At 74.8% G+C, this 15,140-nt stretch carries 17 protein-coding genes; 11 read left to right on the top strand and 6 right to left on the bottom strand.

Annotated features, from left to right (window positions below; genetic code table 11):
* Positions 1–8: 8 nt before the first annotated feature.
* Complete coding sequence (locus ACLQ14_RS00525) at positions 9–584, top strand: YdeI/OmpD-associated family protein (protein WP_425808769.1); 576 nt, start codon at positions 9–11, stop codon at positions 582–584.
* A gap of 29 nt (positions 585–613) precedes the next feature.
* Positions 614–1,480 (top strand): PhzF family phenazine biosynthesis protein, encoded by an 867-nt coding sequence (locus ACLQ14_RS00530; protein ID WP_425808771.1) that lies wholly within the window; start codon positions 614–616, stop codon positions 1,478–1,480.
* Here ACLQ14_RS00530 and ACLQ14_RS00535 read toward each other — a convergent pair.
* Both ACLQ14_RS00535 and ACLQ14_RS00540 read right to left on the bottom strand, forming a co-directional pair.
* A complete protein-coding gene (locus ACLQ14_RS00535; RefSeq protein WP_425808773.1) occupies positions 1,470–1,907 on the bottom strand; it encodes an SRPBCC family protein in 438 nt (145 codons plus the stop codon). The genes ACLQ14_RS00530 and ACLQ14_RS00535 overlap by 11 nt on opposite strands.
* The gene (locus ACLQ14_RS00540) at positions 1,904–2,152 is read right to left on the bottom strand and encodes a DUF2630 family protein (RefSeq protein WP_425808775.1); all 249 of its coding nucleotides are present in this window, start codon (positions 2,150–2,152) and stop codon (positions 1,904–1,906) included. The genes ACLQ14_RS00535 and ACLQ14_RS00540 overlap by 4 nt, the downstream gene beginning before the upstream one ends.
* An 89-nt stretch (positions 2,153–2,241) precedes the next feature.
* Between ACLQ14_RS00540 and ACLQ14_RS00545 the strand changes: the two genes are divergently transcribed.
* The 5 genes from ACLQ14_RS00545 (at position 2,242) to ACLQ14_RS00565 (ending at position 7,349) form a co-directional block, all read left to right on the top strand.
* Positions 2,242–3,612 carry an MFS transporter gene (locus tag ACLQ14_RS00545; RefSeq protein WP_425808777.1) on the top strand — a complete coding sequence of 457 codons (1,371 nt, stop codon included), beginning with the start codon at positions 2,242–2,244 and terminating at the stop codon, positions 3,610–3,612.
* Positions 3,609–4,292, top strand: coding sequence for a helix-turn-helix domain-containing protein (locus tag ACLQ14_RS00550; RefSeq protein WP_425808779.1), 684 nt, complete (start codon positions 3,609–3,611; stop codon positions 4,290–4,292). The genes ACLQ14_RS00545 and ACLQ14_RS00550 overlap by 4 nt, the downstream gene beginning before the upstream one ends.
* On the top strand, positions 4,285–4,869 hold the full coding sequence (locus ACLQ14_RS00555; RefSeq protein WP_425808781.1) for an AAA family ATPase: 585 nt from the start codon (positions 4,285–4,287) through the stop codon (positions 4,867–4,869). Before ACLQ14_RS00550 ends, ACLQ14_RS00555 begins: the two co-directional genes overlap by 8 nt.
* A 291-nt stretch (positions 4,870–5,160) precedes the next feature.
* On the top strand, positions 5,161–6,840 hold the full coding sequence (locus ACLQ14_RS00560) for an MDR family MFS transporter (RefSeq protein WP_425808783.1): 1,680 nt from the start codon (positions 5,161–5,163) through the stop codon (positions 6,838–6,840).
* A gap of 8 nt (positions 6,841–6,848) precedes the next feature.
* Positions 6,849–7,349 (top strand): MarR family winged helix-turn-helix transcriptional regulator, encoded by a 501-nt coding sequence (locus ACLQ14_RS00565; protein WP_425808785.1) that lies wholly within the window; start codon positions 6,849–6,851, stop codon positions 7,347–7,349.
* Here ACLQ14_RS00565 and ACLQ14_RS00570 read toward each other — a convergent pair.
* Positions 7,330–7,758 (bottom strand): NUDIX domain-containing protein, encoded by a 429-nt coding sequence (locus tag ACLQ14_RS00570; RefSeq protein ID WP_425808787.1) that lies wholly within the window; start codon positions 7,756–7,758, stop codon positions 7,330–7,332. The genes ACLQ14_RS00565 and ACLQ14_RS00570 overlap by 20 nt on opposite strands.
* A 94-nt stretch (positions 7,759–7,852) precedes the next feature.
* The gene (locus ACLQ14_RS00575) at positions 7,853–8,071 is read right to left on the bottom strand and encodes a LuxR C-terminal-related transcriptional regulator (protein ID WP_425808789.1); all 219 of its coding nucleotides are present in this window, start codon (positions 8,069–8,071) and stop codon (positions 7,853–7,855) included.
* Positions 8,072–8,343: 272 nt separating this feature from the next.
* Between ACLQ14_RS00575 and ACLQ14_RS00580 the strand changes: the two genes are divergently transcribed.
* Positions 8,344–9,375, top strand: a complete 1,032-nt coding sequence (locus ACLQ14_RS00580; protein WP_425808791.1) for an SDR family oxidoreductase — start codon at positions 8,344–8,346, stop codon at positions 9,373–9,375.
* Positions 9,372–11,210 carry a glycoside hydrolase family 15 protein gene (locus tag ACLQ14_RS00585; RefSeq protein ID WP_425808793.1) on the top strand — a complete coding sequence of 613 codons (1,839 nt, stop codon included), beginning with the start codon at positions 9,372–9,374 and terminating at the stop codon, positions 11,208–11,210. Before ACLQ14_RS00580 ends, ACLQ14_RS00585 begins: the two co-directional genes overlap by 4 nt.
* 18 nt (positions 11,211–11,228) lie before the next feature.
* On the opposite strand, the gene ACLQ14_RS00590 is transcribed toward ACLQ14_RS00585, so the two are convergent.
* Positions 11,229–11,819, bottom strand: a complete 591-nt coding sequence (locus ACLQ14_RS00590) for a DUF6518 family protein (protein ID WP_425808794.1) — start codon at positions 11,817–11,819, stop codon at positions 11,229–11,231.
* A gap of 331 nt (positions 11,820–12,150) precedes the next feature.
* Between ACLQ14_RS00590 and rlmC the strand changes: the two genes are divergently transcribed.
* The gene (gene rlmC / locus ACLQ14_RS00595; RefSeq protein WP_425808796.1) at positions 12,151–13,305 is read left to right on the top strand and encodes a 23S rRNA (uracil(747)-C(5))-methyltransferase RlmC; all 1,155 of its coding nucleotides are present in this window, start codon (positions 12,151–12,153) and stop codon (positions 13,303–13,305) included.
* 288 nt (positions 13,306–13,593) lie between these two features.
* Positions 13,594–14,421 (top strand): hypothetical protein, encoded by an 828-nt coding sequence (locus ACLQ14_RS00600; RefSeq protein WP_425808798.1) that lies wholly within the window; start codon positions 13,594–13,596, stop codon positions 14,419–14,421.
* A 22-nt stretch (positions 14,422–14,443) separates the two neighbouring features.
* Here the strand turns inward: ACLQ14_RS00600 and ACLQ14_RS00605 are convergent, their stop codons facing one another.
* On the bottom strand, positions 14,444–14,872 hold the full coding sequence (locus ACLQ14_RS00605; protein WP_425808800.1) for a hypothetical protein: 429 nt from the start codon (positions 14,870–14,872) through the stop codon (positions 14,444–14,446).
* Positions 14,873–15,140: the final 268 nt, after the last annotated feature.

Genomic DNA, 15,140 nt, shown 5'->3' on the forward strand with positions numbered 1-15,140 from the left:
GTGGGCGCATGAGCCGGTCGGAGGTCCCGGAGCCGTTCGTCCTCGCCGACGTCGCCGCGTGGCGCGCGTGGCTCGCTGCCCACGAGGACGCGAGCGACGGCGTCTGGTTGGTCCTGGCGAAGAAGGGCGTCACCGACCCGACGTCGATCACGTACGCGCAGGCGCTCGAGGAGGCGCTGTGCAGCGGGTGGATCGACGGGCAACGCCGGGGCCGCGACGCCGCCACGTTCCTCCAGCGCTTCACCCCGCGTCGGGCCCGCTCGCTCTGGTCCCAGCGCAACGTCGACGCCGTGACGCTGCTCGACGCCGAGGGCAGGCTCCGCGACCGCGGGCGGGCCGAGGTCGCACGAGCCCAGGCCGACGGTCGCTGGGAGCGCGCCTACTCCGGCCAGGCTTCGGCCGAGGTCCCGCCCGAGCTCGTCGAGGCGCTGGCCCGGGTGCCGGAGGCGCAGGCGGCGTTCGCCGCGCTCCGGGGGGCGGACCGCTTCAGCGCGCTCTTCCCGATCCTGACGGCGACCAGCGCCGCGACCCGGACTCGCCGGATCGACGCCCTCGTCGCGCGGCTCCGGGAAAGCCCGGCGTGATCCCGGGTCCGCCGCCCTAGGGTGGGCGCGTGAGCACCTTCCCGTACCGCGAGGTCGACGTCTTCACGCGCGAGCCGCTGCTCGGCAACCCGGTCGCCGTGGTGCACGACGCCGTCGGGCCGGACGACGACCGCATGGCCGCGTTCGCCCGCTGGACGAACCTGTCGGAGACCACCTTCCTGCTGCCCCCGACGCCGGAGGGCGCGGCCGCGGGAGCCGACTACCGGCTGCGGATCTTCACGCCCGGCGGCGAGCTGCCGTTCGCCGGCCACCCGACGCTCGGCTCGTGCCACGCGTGGCTGGAGGCGGGCGGGACGCCTCGCGGGGGCGACGTCGTCGTGCAGGAGTGCGCCTTGGGCCTGGTGACGCTACGGCGGACCGGGGACGCGCTCGCGTTCGCGGCGCCCGCGCTGCTGGCCGACGAGCCCCTCGAGCCGGTCACCCTCGACGCGTTCGTGACGGCGCTCGACATCCCCGCGGACGCCGTCGTCGACCACCGCCTGCTCGACAACGGACCCGGCTGGCGGGTGCTCCTGCTCGACTCGGCCGAGCGGGTGCTCGCGCTCGACCCCGACTGGTCGGGCGTGGACTCGTCGGTGCACCGGGCGATCGGCGTCGTCGGGCCGACCGGCGCGACCGACCCGGACGCGCCCGCGTTCGAGGTGCGGGGCTTCGTGCCGGGCATCTCCGTCCCCGAGGACCCGGTGACCGGGAGCCTCAACGCGGTGATCGGCCAGTGGTTGACGTCCACGGGCCGCGCGCCCGACCGCTACGTCGCCCGCCAGGGCACCGCGCTCGGCCGCGACGGACGGGTGCACGTGAGCCGCGACGCCGACGGCGCCGTCTGGGTGGGCGGCGGCACGGTCACCTGCGTGTCGGGCACGGTCAGGCTGTAGCGGCCGCCCGCTGCTCCACGATGCGGGCCAGGGCCTCGAGGTCCGCGCGGACGGCGGCCGCGTCCCGCTCGAGCTCGGCGTCGCTCATCCCCCGACGCCGCACGGTGAAGACGACCTCGGAGCCGCCCTCTGCGGGGACGACCCGCAGGGGGTTGGACATGACCTGCCCGTCGGGCAGGACCACGTCGTGGTCGAGCACGCCGAGGTCGTTGGGCGGCGCGAACCTCAGCTCCACGCGGCCCATGGGCGAGTCCGCGAACCAACGGCCGTCCTCGTGCTCGACGCCGGCCGCGAGCCCCGCGGCCCACTCCGGCAGGTGCGCCGGGTCGGACGCGTAGGCGTACACCTCGTCCGCGGGACGCCCCACGAGCGCGCCCACGTACCGCGACTCGCGCTCCGCCGCCGCGGCGGGCCCGCCCGCGGTCACTCGAGGTAGCCCTCGACGACGCTCCCCGGCCGCACCTGGGCGTCGTCGGGGTTGCGCCCCGCGTCGCGGAGCGCGTCGCGCTGCCGGAGCAGGTCCCAGCACCGGTCGAGCTCGGTCTCGACGGACTGGAGGCGCTCGTGCTCCTCGGACGCGCTGAGCCCGCCGGCGGCGAGCCGGGACCGGAGGTCCTTCTCCTCGTCGACGAGCGAGCTGATGGTGCGGCGGATGTCCAGGTCCTCGGCCATGGGGCCACGGTAGTGGGCGGTGACGGCAACGGCAGGGGGAACATGGGCAACCCCTTGCCAACTATCCTTTGCAGAACTAACTTTGCAACATGTCCTCTGCACTCGGCGGTTCCTTCTACCGGCTCTGGAGCGCGTCCCTCGCCTCCAACCTCGCCGACGGCCTCCTCGCGGCCGCCGCGCCCCTCCTCGCGCTCCGGCTCACCGACGACCCGTTCGCCGTCTCCGCGATCAGCGCCGCGAGCTTCCTGCCGTGGCTGCTGTTCGCCATCGCGTCGGGCGGGATCGTGGACCGTCACGACCGCCGCCGCGTCATGGGCACCGCCAACACGGTGCGCTTCCTCGTGGCCGCGAGCGTCGGCATGCTCGTCGCTACCCACCACCTGCCCCTCTGGGCGCTCGTCGTGACGGTGTTCGTCGCCGGGGCGATGGAGACCGCCTTCGACGGCGGCGCCCAGGCCCTCGTCCCCGCCGTCGCCCCGCGCGAGCACCGGGACGCTGCGAACGGGCGGTTCCAGGCCGGCGAGATGGTCATGCAGGGCTTCGTGGCGATGCCCATCGGCGCCGCGCTCTTCGCTCTGTCCGAACCGCTGCCGTTCGCGCTGTCCGCGCTCACGTTCGCCGGGTCCGCGGCGCTCGCCCTCACGCTCCCGGCGGCCGCCGCGCGAGCCCGGGCAGCGGACCGCCCGACGACGCCCCCCGCCACCGCGGACACCGCGCCGACGCCGGTCCCCCGGCAGGGCTTCGTCCACGAGCTCGTCGAGGGCGCGCGCTTCCTCTGGCGGCACAGCACGCTGCGGCCGCTCTGGATCTTCTCGACGCTCACGGCGGCCACCCTCGCGTTCGGCCAGGGCGCACTGATCGTCTACGTGGTGAACGGGCTGGGCATCCCGCAGGGCTTCGTCGGCGCGTTCACCGCGCTCGCCGCCGTCGGGGGGCTCACTGGCGCGACGATCGTCGGGCCGCTCCGCCGCCGGTTCGGCCGAGCCACCTCGATGGTCGGGACGACGCTGCTCACCGGTCCGGCCCTCGCGCTCCTCGGCCTCGCCCCCGCGAACCTCGCCGGGCAGGTCGTCGGCTGCGTCGCGTTCGCGCTGTGCGCGATGTTCGTCATGATCTGGAACACCAACGCGATGACCGTGCGCCAGTCCCTGATCCCGGGGGAGCTGCTCGGCCGGGTCAACGGGACCTGGCGAACTGTCGGGTGGGGGCTCACGCCCGTCGCGACGCTGCTCGGCGGCCTCGTGGCACGGTCTGGCCTGCGGCTCCCGCTCGTGATCGGCGGCGCCCTCGCACTCGGCGTCGCGCTCGTCATGGGGCCGCGCGTCCATCGCGCGCTCACGGCAGCGGAGAGCACCATGTCCGGGGACGCCGACACCAAGGACACCGGCACCGACGACCTCCCGGCCGACCCCGTCGGCCCGGCCGCCGAGGCGGTGGCGGTCAGTACGCTCGACACATGAGCACCTCGCCCGACGTCGACGCCGCCGGTCCGGACGCACACACTCCGGCCGAGGTCGTCGCCGACGTCCTCGACGACGCGCGCGACCTCGACCTGGCAACCCTCAAGGCACTCTCGCACCCGCTCCGCGTCAGGCTCTGGGACCTCCTCGTGACGGCCGGGCCGGCGACGTCGACGACGCTCGCCCGCCAGACCGGCGAGTCCACGGGCTCCACCAGCTACCACCTGCGCCAGCTCGCCGCCCACGGCCTCGTCGAGGAGCTGCCCGACCGTGGCACCGCACGGGAGCGCTGGTGGCACGCGGCCTCCGGCGCGCTGCGCGTGCGCGGGACCGGGGACGCGTACGAGACGCCGTCGGGCGGGGAGGTCGTCCGGGCCTTCGGGTCGCAGTGGGCGAGCCTGCGCGCCGACAGCCTCGAACGCTTCCACGACCGCGTGATCGAGCGGGTCGAGCCCGAGAGCTGGGTCGACGCCTCGGTCGACGCGACCTCGTTCGCCTACCTGACGCTCGACGAGCTCGACGCCCTGTCGAACGAGCTCGGGGCGGTCCTCGAGAAGCACGCCGGGGCCGCGCGCAGCCGCGACGACCGGCCGAGCCCGAGCCACCGGCGCATCGAGGTCCAGATCCGCGCGTTCCCGATCGTCGACCCTCGCGAGGAGGGCGCCACCCCCCGTGGCTGAGGCGCGGACGCTGGGCCCGCGCGACGACGTGGTCGCCGCCGTCGGGCACGTCCCGGCGCGCATCGCGGTCGCCGGGGTCTCGGGGGCCGGCAAGACGACGCTCGCCCGCCGGGTCGCGGACCGGCTCGCCCTTCCGCACACCGAGCTCGACTCGCTCTTCCACGGGCCCGGGTGGACGCCGCGGGAGACGTTCGTCGACGACGTCCGCGCGGTCGTCGAGCGGCCCGCCTGGGTCGTGGAATGGCAGTACCGACAGGTCCGCCCGCTGATCCTCGAGCGCGCCGAGCTGCTCGTGTGGCTCGACCTGCCCACGCCCGTCGTGATGCGCCAGGTCACCCACCGCACCGTCGGGCGCCGCCTGCGCCGCGAGGAGCTGTGGAACGGCAACATCGAGCCGCCGCTCAGGTCGTTCTTCACCGACGACGAGCACATCGTCCGGTGGGCGTGGTCGACCCGGAACGCCCTCCGCGGCCTCGACGCCCGGCTCGCAGACGCGGCGCCGCACCTCGCCGTCGTCCGGCTGCGCCGCCGCGCCCAGGTCGAGGACTGGTTCCAGCGGCTCCCCGCCGCCACCTGACACCCGGCCAGGCCTCGGCGGCGACGCTCTGTCTGCCGACGGCGACGCCGGGAGTCACCCGTCGTGGGGCGATTCGCCATGCGCCGAGCACGGACCCGACCACAGGCGCCCCACCTCCGTCGGCGAACGTTGCCGACCGTCAACCACTGATATAGTTACCGAACGCAATCATCCCCAGGGCCGGGCGAGGTGCCCCGGGCAGCGACCGGCGCGCCGACGCCGCGGCCGATCCTGACTGTCGCCCCCGCCTCCGCGCGTCGCGGGCGACAGCTCCGCCCCGGAGGAACCCTCATGCCCCAGGCGTCCGCGCCCCCGCGCCACCAGCACGCGGCGGACGAGCCCATGTCCCACGCCCAGATCCTCAAGGTCCTCAGTGGCCTGCTGCTCGGCCTGTTCGTCGCGATCCTGTCGTCGACCGTCGTGTCGAACGCCCTGCCGACGATCATCTCCGACCTGCACGCGAGCGAGACCGCCTACACCTGGGTGATCACGGCGACGCTCCTCGCGATGACCGTGTCGACGCCCGTGTGGGGCAAGCTCTCCGACCTCGTCAGCAAGAAGCTGCTCGTCCAGCTCGGGCTCGTGATCTACGTGCTCGGCTCTTGCCTGGCGGGCATCTCCCACAACGCGGGCACGCTCATCACGGCGCGTGCCATCCAGGGCATCGGCGCCGGCGGCATGACGGCCCTGGTCCAGACGATCATCGCCACGATGATCCCGCCGCGTGAGCGCGGCCGGTACTCCGGCTACATGGGCGGCGTCTTCGCGCTCGGCACGATCGCCGGGCCGCTGATCGGCGGCGCGATCGTCGACACCTCGTGGCTCGGCTGGCGCTGGTGCTTCTACGTCGGCGTGCCGTTCGCCGTCGTGGCGCTCGTCGTCCTCCAGCGCACCCTGCACCTGCCCACCACCAAGCGCGCCGTGAAGATCGACTGGACGGGCGCGACCCTGGTCACCGCCGCGGTCTCGCTGCTCCTGATCTGGATCTCCTTCGCGGGCACCAAGTACGACTGGCTGTCGTGGCAGACCGCCGTGATGGTGGGGGGCGCCGTCGTGCTCGGGATCGCGTTCGTCGTCGTCGAGCGACGGACCGCGGAGCCGATCGTGCCGGTGCACCTCTTCTCGAACCGCAGCATCGCCCTCGCAGTCGTCGCCTCCCTGCTCATCGGCATCGCGATGTACTCCGGCACGACGTTCCTCAGCCAGTACTTCCAGCTCGCGCGCGGGAGCTCGCCGACCCAGGCCGGCCTGCTCACGCTCCCGATGATCGTCGGGCTGGCGTCGATCTCGCTGCTGTCCGGGCAGTTCATCACGCGGACCGGACGCTGGAAGGGCGTGCTCGTCCTCGGCGGCGCCCTCACGGTCGCCGGCCTCGTCCTCATGGGCACCGTGCGCGCCCACACCGCGTACGGCCTCGTGGCCCTCTACATGTTCCTCATCGGCGCGGGCCTCGGCATGGCGATGCAGAACCTCGTGCTCTCGGTGCAGAACCAGGTCGAGCGGAGCGAGCTCGGGTCGGCGAGCGCGCTCGTCGCCTTCATGCGCACCCTCGGCGGCGCGGTCGGCGTGTCGGCCCTCGGGGCGCTCCTGGCGCACCGCGTCGTCGAGTACATCACGGGCGGGCTCACGAAGGCCGGCGTCCCCGCCGGCTCCGTGTCGTCGGGGTCGGTGCCGCAGGTGAGCACCCTGCCGCAGCCGGTGCGCGGCATCGTCGAGGACGCCTACGGCCACGGGGTCGCGGACGTCTTCCTCTGGGCCGCGCCGTTCGTCTTCCTCGCCCTCGTCGCGATCCTCTTCATCAAGGAGGTCCCGCTGCGCACCTCCCAGGACGCGGCCGTGGTCTCGCCCGTCGACGAGCTGGCCGCGGACGCCGGGGTCGTCCTTCTGGACGAGGACCTGGCGGGCGCCGTCGAGGCGGCTGACGGGTCAGGTGGCCCGACGGCGCGGCCCGAGCAGACCGTCCGCGGCTGACGGCGCGCATGGTCTCCCAGGCCGGCGCGGGCGGCGCCGCGCTGCTCGCGGACGCTCCCGCGCCGGGCGCGAACGGGGGCGCGCCGAGCGGCATCGGCGCGGTCGAGCGTGAGCTCGCGCTGCTGGTCCGCCGGTCGCGGTCGGCGTCGCGCCGGATGTCGCAGCAGGTCCACCCGGACGTGGATGCGGCGGCGTTCGGCCTGCTCACCCGCCTCGCCGAGGTGGGGGCGAGCAGGCCGAGCGACCTGGCCGAGTTCTTCGGCGTGGGCAAGCCCACCGTCGGCCGGCAGCTCACGTGCCTCGAACAGCTCGGCCTCGTGGGGCGTCGCCCCGACCCCGACGACGGGCGAGCCCACCTCCTCGAGGTCACCGAGCACGGGCGCCTGTGGCTGGCAGCCCAGCGGGAGGGGCGTCAGGCCGTCCTCGCGGCGCGCCTCGCGCAGTGGTCGGACCGCGAGCTCGTCGACCTGGCCCGCGTGCTGGGGCGGCTCAACGACGTGCTTCGCTGAACCGCCCGATCAGGGCCTCGACGATCGGGACGTCGCCGTCCAGCCAGGGCACGTCCAGCCACGAGCCGCGGGGCAGCCAGCGCAGCTCGTCGTGGACCTCGATCGGCGCCGGCTCGCCCGTCTCGACACGGGCGAGCCACAGCCGCATGACGTGACGTGGGGTGATGGGCCACGCGCCGCCGTCGGGCGCCGTGACCTCGGGGCCGAGCACGGCTGCGACGCCGAGCTCCTCGGCCAGCTCCCGGTGCAGCGCCGCGACCGGGTCCTCGCCGTCGTCGACCTTGCCGCCGGGGAACTCCCACCGTCCCGCCAGCTCGGCGGGCCAGGTCCGGCGCCCCGCGAGGAGCAGGCGGGGCGCGGACAGGTCGTCGACGATCGCGGCGGCGACGACGAGTCGGCGGGGTTCCATGACGGAAGTCTCCCACCGGCCGCGGCTCCGCCCGGCGGGACGTGCGGCCCGCCACGCGTCCGCGACGCTGCGGACGCGGCGGGTCAGCGACGGCTCAGCGGAGACCTGCGCGGCGGGCGTGCTCGAGCGCTTCGGCGCGCGTCGAGACCCCGAGCTTGCGGTAGAGCGAACGAACCTGGGACTTGACGGTGTTGCGGGTCACGAAGAGCTGCGTCGCGATCTGCTCGAGGGTCACGTCCTCCGAGAGGTGCGACAGCACGACGCGTTCGCGACGCGTCAGCGTGCTCGCAAGGTCGGCATCGGGTCGAGTCATCTCCATGATGCTCATCTGATCCTCCAGGTGTCTTCCGGTCCTCGGGGTGCGTCCGGGACCGAACGGTGTTGGTACATGGAGAGACGGAGGACACGTGGGTTCATGACGCGAGTTCGGGAAGAAATCTTCGGGCGGTGTACCGCCGTGCGCGCCGGCACCTGCGTGGGGTTCCGTGCAGGTCTGCAGTTGTGGCCTCAGTCTCGGGGCACGGAACCCGGACCGCAACCGGTCGCCGTCGTGCGAGCGCCCGGCGGCCGTGCCTGAATCGAGGTATGTCGACCAGCAGCGAGAGCCGGGACGGTGGGACCGTCGTCGTGACGGGAGCGAGCGGCGGGATCGGGCGCGCGACCGCCGTCCGGCTGGCGCGCCGCGGGGGGACGGTCGCCCTCCTCGCGCGCGGTCGGGCCGGGCTGGAGGGAGCGGCGCGGGACGTGGCCGCCGCCGGGGCGACGCCGCTCGTCGTCGAGGTCGACATGGCGGACGCGGACGCGGTCGAGGCCGCGGCGGCGCGCGTCGAGGAGGAGGCCGGGCCGATCGACACGTGGGTCAACGTCGCGTTCACGTCCGTGTTCGCGCCCGCCCACGAGATCGCGCCCGACGAGTTCCGCCGCGTCACCGAGGTCTCCTACCTCGGCTACGTGTACGGGACGCTCGCGGCGCTGCGGCGGATGCGGCCGCGGGACCGGGGCGTCGTCGTGCAGGTCGGCTCCGCGCTCGCCTACCGCGGCATCCCGCTGCAGAGCGCGTACTGCGGCGCGAAGCACGCGATCCAGGGCTTCACCGAGTCGGTGCGCTGCGAGCTGCTGCACGAGAGGTCGGGCGTGCGGATCACGATGGTGCAGATGCCGGCCGTGAACACGCCGCAGTTCTCGTGGGTGCTGTCGCGGCTGCCGCACCAGGCGCAGCCCGTCCCCCCGATCTACCAGCCCGAGGTCGCGGCGCGCGCCGTCGCCTGGGCCGTCGACCACCCCCAGCGCCGTGAGTGGTGGATCGGCGCGAGCACCGCCGGGACGATCGGGCTCAACGCCGTCGTTCCGGGCCTGCTCGACCGGTACCTCGCCCGGACGGGCTTCACGTCCCAGCAGACGTCCGACCCGCGCCCGCCCGACCAGCCCGCGAACCTGTGGCAGCCGGCCGACGGCGAGGGAGGCCGCGACTTCGGGTCCCACGGGCTGTTCGACGACCGTTCCCACGGGTCGAGCCTCCAGGCATGGGCCACCCGGCACCGCCGCGCGCTCGGCCTCACCGCCGGCGCCGTGGCCGCGCTCGTCGGGGTGTCTGCGAGCGCCGCGAGCCGACGATGACCCGTCGCGCGGGCCCGTCGCCCCGCGGCGAACCCGCACCGCGGGCGCCCCGGGCCTGGGCGAGCTACGGGCCGCACCCCCAGCGCGACTACGCGTTCCTCGGCGACGGCCACCGGGGCGCCGTCGTCGGACCGCGGGGCGACGTCGTCTGGCTGTGCGCGCCGACCTGGCAGGACGACGCGGTCCTCGCCGCGCTCGTGGGCGGCGAGGGCGTCTACGCGGTGACGCCCCTCGTGCCGTACGTGGCGGGCGGCGCGTACGAGGCGGGAACGCTCGTGTGGGGCGCGCGCTGGGTGACGCCGGGCGGTGTCGTCGAGAGCCAGGACGCGCTCGTGGCCCCCGGTGATCCGCACGTCGTCCGGCTGCTCCGGACCGTCCGGGCCGACACCGAGGACGCGCCCCTGCGCGTCGTGCTCGACCTGCGGGCGGGGTTCGGGGCGGACCGGGTGCGCGGCGCCCGCCTGCACGACGACGCCGGCCGCGCCTGGGGGCGCGCGTGGACCGGCCGCGTCGGGGGCCTCTGGTTCCGGTGGTGGGGCGCCGACGACGCGACACGCCCACGGTCGGGCCCGTGGCGCGGAGCGTTCCTCCTCGAGACCACGCTCCCGGCGGGTTCGAGCCGGGACCTGCTGCTCGAGATCTCCGACCGGCCGTTCGACCGGGGCGACGACGAGCCGCCGGCGGCGGAGGAGCTGTGGGCCACGACCCGGCGGTGGTGGGCCGACGCGGTGCCGTCCTTCGAGGCGACCGTCAGCCCCCGCGACGCCCGCCACGCCTACGCGGTGCTCCGGGGTCTGACCGTCCCCGGCGGCGGGATGGTCGCGGCCGCCACCCTCGGCCTCCCCGAACGGGCCGCCGGCGGGCGCAACTACGACTACCGCTACGTGTGGCTGCGCGACCAGGCGTACGCGGGGCACGCTGCCGCCGTCGACCACCCCCACCCCCTGCTCGACGACGCCGTCTCGTTCGCGGTCGCCCGCATCCTCGAGCACGGCCCGGCCCTCGCCCCCGCCTACACGGTCGACGGCGGCCCGCTCCCCCGCGAGCGCCGCCTCGACCTGGCTGGCTACCCGGGCGGCTCGGACGTCGTCGGGAACCACGTGGTCGACCAGTTCCAGCTCGACACCGTGGGCGAGCTGATCCAGCTGCTCGCGCGCGCCGCGGCGCTCGACCACCTCGACGCCGACGGCAGGAGGGCCCTGCGCATCCTGTGCGACGTCGCCCGCGACCGCTGGGACGAGCCCGACGCGGGGATCTGGGAGCTCGAGGACGCGTGGTGGACACAGTCCCGGCTCGCCGTCGTCGCCGGCCTGCGGTCGGCCGCCGCCGTGAGCGACCGACACCGGGCGGGCGAGCTCGCGACGCTGGCGGACCGGATCCTCGCGCGCACGTCCGAGCGGTGCCTGCGGCCCGACGGCGCGTGGGCACGCCGGCCCGGGGCGCCGGGCACGGACGCGAGCCTGCTGCTCGCGCCGGTCCGGGGCGCGCTCCCTGCCGACGACCCGAGGACCCGGGCGACCGTGCGGGCCGTCACCGGCGAGCTGGTGCAGGACGGCTTCGTGTACCGGTTCTCGCCCGACGAGCGGCCGCTCGGCGAGGCCGAGGGTGCGTTCCTCCTGTGCGGCTTCACGACGGCGCTCGCCTGGTGGTACGAGGACGACCGCGCGGAGGCGTTCCGCTGGTTCGAGCGGACCGCCGCGGCCTGCGGGCCCGCGGGACTGTTCGCCGAGGAGTACGACGTCGGCGAGCGCCAGCTGCGCGGCAACCTGCCGCAGGCGTTCGTGCACGCCGCGCTGCTCGAGTCCGCGCAGCGGCTCGCGCGGCCGCCCGCCTGAGCGCGTCCCGGCTCGGCGTCAGCCGAGCGCGCGATAGGCGAGGACGAACACCGCGGCGACGGCGACGGTGCCACCCGTCGCGATCGCGACGGGCAGCGCCCCGCGCAGCCGCCGCGCGAGCATCACGGCGAGCAGGCCGAGCGCGACGACGCAGGCCGCCACCCACGTGCCGACGCCCGTCGTCTCCGCGACCGTGGTGAGGCCGTAGACGCCCTCCCCGATCCCGACACCCGCGAGCAGCGCCGTCGCGAGCGCGGCGCGGACGCCGGTGGACCGCAGCCAGGCCGCGGCGACGCCGACGAGCGGGCCCACGACCAGCCCGACGGCGCCGAAGCGGGTCGGGTCGTACGTGAGGCCGCGCAGGTGGGAAGCGCCGGCGTAACCGACGACGAGGAAGACCAGGCTCACGGCGCCGAGGACCGCCGCAAGGCCCGCGCCGGGGCGCGCCCACGCGACGAGGACCGCCGCGAGCAGGGTCCAGGCCCATGCGGAGTTCGCGACCGGCGCCAGCGCGTCGGGCAGGAAGCCCTGGGCGTAGGCGGTGAGGCCGCCGAGCAGGAGGCTGGCGACGGGCACGACGGCGGCACGGCCGAGCGGATGATCAGGCACCCGACCGACGGTAGGCAGCGGGCGGCCGAACGGCGTCGGCCCGGCGGCCGACGCCGCAGCGGTGCGCGTCATCCCCCGGGGGGACGGCCTCCCGCTCAGACCGACGCGGTCGCCATCGCGTCCTTCATCTCGCCGGAGACGAGGACATAGCACGCGGTCCACGCCTCCTCGACCTCGGGCGTGAACGCGTCCGGGCGCCGGCGCCCGGGTCGGCGAGTGCGGTCGAGAGGAAAGACGCTCCCCGTGCGCAACCGTGGCGCAAGGCTCCTTTCGGCGCAATACCCCCGCCCCACCGGACCGCCGCGCCGGCCCGCGCCCGTAGGCTCGTGGCGTGCAGTGCCCCCACTTCGACGCCGGCGAGTGCCGGTCGTGCGCGCTCATGGGGCAGCCGTACCCGACGCAGGTCGCGGACAAGGTGGGGCGATGCCGGGAGCTGCTCGACGGCGTCGGCGGCGGGGACGCCGTCTGGCTCGTCCCGTTCACGGGGCCCGAGTCGGGCTTCCGGAACAAGGCAAAGATGGTCGTCACGGGGACGGTCGACGCACCCGTGCTGGGGATCCTCGACCACCGCGACCGCTCGGGCGCGACGGGCGTCGACCTGACGGACTGCGGCCTGTACCCCGCGAGCCTGCAGGCGACGTTCGAGCCGCTCGCCGCGTTCGTCACGCGCGCCGGGCTGACTCCGTACGACGTCCCCGCGAGGCGAGGCGAGCTCAAGTACCTCATCGTCACGCAGGCGCCGTCGGGCGAGCTCATGGTCCGGTGGGTGCTGCGCTCGCAGGAGCCGGTCGCCCGCATCCGCAAGCACCTGGGGTGGCTGCGCGACACGCTCCCGGGGCTGGCGGTCGCGTCGGTGAACGTGCAGCCCGAGCACAAGGCGATCCTCGAGGGCGACCTCGAGCTCGTGCTGACCGAGCGCGAGACGCTCGGGATGCAGGTCGGCGGGCTCGACCTGCACCTGCGGCCCCAGAGCTTCTTCCAGACGAACACCACCGTCGCGGCCGCCCTCTACGACCAGGTCGCGGCCTGGGTCGACGAGGCCGCGCCGGCGCGCGTGTGGGACCTGTACTGCGGCGTCGGCGGGTTCGCGCTGCGCTGCGCGGCACCCGGCCGGGAGGTGGTGGGCGTCGAGACGAGCCGCGAGGCCGTCGCGAGCGCCGCGCACACGGCCCGCGACGCCGGGCTTCCGGGCACGCGCTTCGTCGCCGACGACGCGACCGCCTTCGCTCTGGCCGCCCCGCCCGACGACGTCCCCGACCTCGTGGTGGTCAACCCGCCGCGGCGCGGGATCGGGCCGGAGCTGGCGGGCTGGCTCGAGGCGTCGGGCGTGCGCGACGTCGTCTACTCGAGCTGCAACGCCGTGACGCTCGCGAAGGACCTGGCCGCGATGCCGTCGCTGCGGCCCACGCACGTCCGGCTGCTCGACATGTTCCCGCAGACGCACCACTACGAGGTCGTCGTGCGGCTCACGCGCGAGTTGACGTAACGTCACACCACGATCAGTCATCGAGGACGGGGGTCAGCGTTGCCGTCCGAAGCACCACCCCGACTCCCCGACGCCGTCCCACCGGCGGACCCGGCCCCGTCTCCTTCAGATCCCGGCCGCTCGCCGGTGTGGCGGGTTCCCAGCGGCCTCGGCTGGGCCGTCGCCGTCTTCCTCTGCTTCGGTGTCCTGGGGTTGCTCTGGCTGCTGCCGCCGGTGCGTCGCAGGGCGCGTGAGCGAGAGGCGATCTGCGCCACCTGTCGCAGGCACCGCGGCGTCGGACGGGTCGCCGTGCTCGTGTTCGTGACACTGCTGTGCGTCGGCGCCGTCACGCGGGCCTACGTCGCCCTGACGCCGGGCCCGATCGAGTGCCGGAGCGAGATCACGACGAACGGCGACGTCCAGCCCGACCCGGCAATGTCGCCGGACGACTCCACCGCGCCCGTCTGGGACACGATCCGGCAGGTCGTCGTGGCGCCGATGAGCGGCGGCGCACTGCTCACCAGCGCCGTGTTGGGCATGCGGCAGTGCGCGGGGCCGCCCCTGATCGTCACGTTCTGGTGGCCGCCCCGGACCGGCGGGGGAACGACGGTCGGCGACACGTTCGTGACCTGGATCCCCGACTGGACGGGCACGGCGAAGGACCGCCAGCGGACCACCAACGTGTACGCATTCGGGGCGGGCGAGGAGTCCTTCGTCCGGTTCGGGCCCGACATCTTCACCAGCACCACCGACGCGGAGCTGCTGGCTCGCCACGAGACCCACCACCTCGACCAGTGGGCCGTCTTCACGCTCGGGGGCGGCCCGCTCGCCTTCCCCGTGAGCTACTACACCGACACGGCCTTCTTCCCCATCTCCCGCAACCATTTCGAGCGCGCGGCGGGGCTGAGCGACGGCAACTACCCCATTCCCGACAGCTACGGGCCCGACCCGGTGTGGCCGCTCGTCGCGGCGATCGGGCTCGTGCTGGTCATCCTGCTCCGAACGCGCCTCCGGCTGCTGTCGCGGATGCTGGTCGGCGGGCGAGAACAGCGGCGTCGACACCTGCCCGACCGATGTCCGCGGCACAGCACGGGCTGGTTCCGGCCCGTCCGAAAGCCGCAGACGCCCGGGCCCTGACGGGCCGACCGCGGCGCGCGGCTCAGGCGCCGCCGACCTCGCTCCGGGGCGTCCAGCTGCCGTCGGGACCGACCACCCAGACCGGGTCGTCGAGCGGGTCGCGCCGTTCGACCACGGCCTCCGCGACGACGCCCTCCGGCGCCGCGTAGGTGGGCGGGGGCACGTCGCGCCGTCCGAGGTAGAGGTCCTGCACCTCGCCGAGACCCTGGACGCCCGGGCCGACGGTGCGGCGCACCGGCGTCGGGGTCTTGCGGACGGCCTCGCGCACGATCCGCCAGACCACCGCGACCGCGAAGACGCCGAAGAGGAAGTACGACGCGACCGCGCCCCAGACGGGGCTGTCCGCGCCCTGGGCCCACAGGAGCAGGACGCCCCACACGACGGCAGTCGCGGACACGAGCGCCCAGGTGAGCGCCGTCGACCTTCGACCGCTGCCGCCGTCGGCTGCCATCGCGCTGCCCTCCCGTGAGCCGGTGCCCCCATCGCGGCACGGACCGGCGTGTCCGGCTCGGGCTCACCCGTCCCCGCGCTGTGCGAATTCGTTCGGCAACTTGAGTTTTTATGACCAGGTGTGATGTGGTACGGGGCGAAAGACAACGCTGTCACTTTGTGCCGCCCGGCACCCGAGCCCCGAGGTCATCGATGCCTTCTCGCGCTACCCCTCCACCACCCCTCGTCCCGCCAAGCGGCCGGCCCGTCAGCCGGCCGCGCTGGCTCCG

Source organism: Luteimicrobium sp. DT211, assembly GCF_049844995.1.
Taxonomy (GTDB): Bacteria; Actinomycetota; Actinomycetes; order Actinomycetales; family Cellulomonadaceae; genus Luteimicrobium.

Bases quoted from the DNA above. Each gene is read 5' to 3' on its own strand.
- ACLQ14_RS00525 (WP_425808769.1), top strand. From the start codon at position 9: ATGAGCCGGTCGGAGGTCCCGGAGCCGTTCGTCCTCGCCGACGTCGCC.
- ACLQ14_RS00540 (WP_425808775.1), bottom strand. From the start codon at position 2,152: ATGGCCGAGGACCTGGACATCCGCCGCACCATCAGCTCGCTCGTCGAC.
- ACLQ14_RS00545 (WP_425808777.1), top strand. From the start codon at position 2,242: ATGTCCTCTGCACTCGGCGGTTCCTTCTACCGGCTCTGGAGCGCGTCC.
- ACLQ14_RS00550 (WP_425808779.1), top strand. From the start codon at position 3,609: ATGAGCACCTCGCCCGACGTCGACGCCGCCGGTCCGGACGCACACACT.
- ACLQ14_RS00560 (WP_425808783.1), top strand. From the start codon at position 5,161: ATGCCCCAGGCGTCCGCGCCCCCGCGCCACCAGCACGCGGCGGACGAG.
- ACLQ14_RS00565 (WP_425808785.1), top strand. From the start codon at position 6,849: ATGGTCTCCCAGGCCGGCGCGGGCGGCGCCGCGCTGCTCGCGGACGCT.
- ACLQ14_RS00570 (WP_425808787.1), bottom strand. From the start codon at position 7,758: ATGGAACCCCGCCGACTCGTCGTCGCCGCCGCGATCGTCGACGACCTG.
- ACLQ14_RS00575 (WP_425808789.1), bottom strand. From the start codon at position 8,071: ATGACTCGACCCGATGCCGACCTTGCGAGCACGCTGACGCGTCGCGAA.
- ACLQ14_RS00580 (WP_425808791.1), top strand. From the start codon at position 8,344: ATGTCGACCAGCAGCGAGAGCCGGGACGGTGGGACCGTCGTCGTGACG.
- ACLQ14_RS00585 (WP_425808793.1), top strand. From the start codon at position 9,372: ATGACCCGTCGCGCGGGCCCGTCGCCCCGCGGCGAACCCGCACCGCGG.
- ACLQ14_RS00605 (WP_425808800.1), bottom strand. From the start codon at position 14,872: ATGGCAGCCGACGGCGGCAGCGGTCGAAGGTCGACGGCGCTCACCTGG.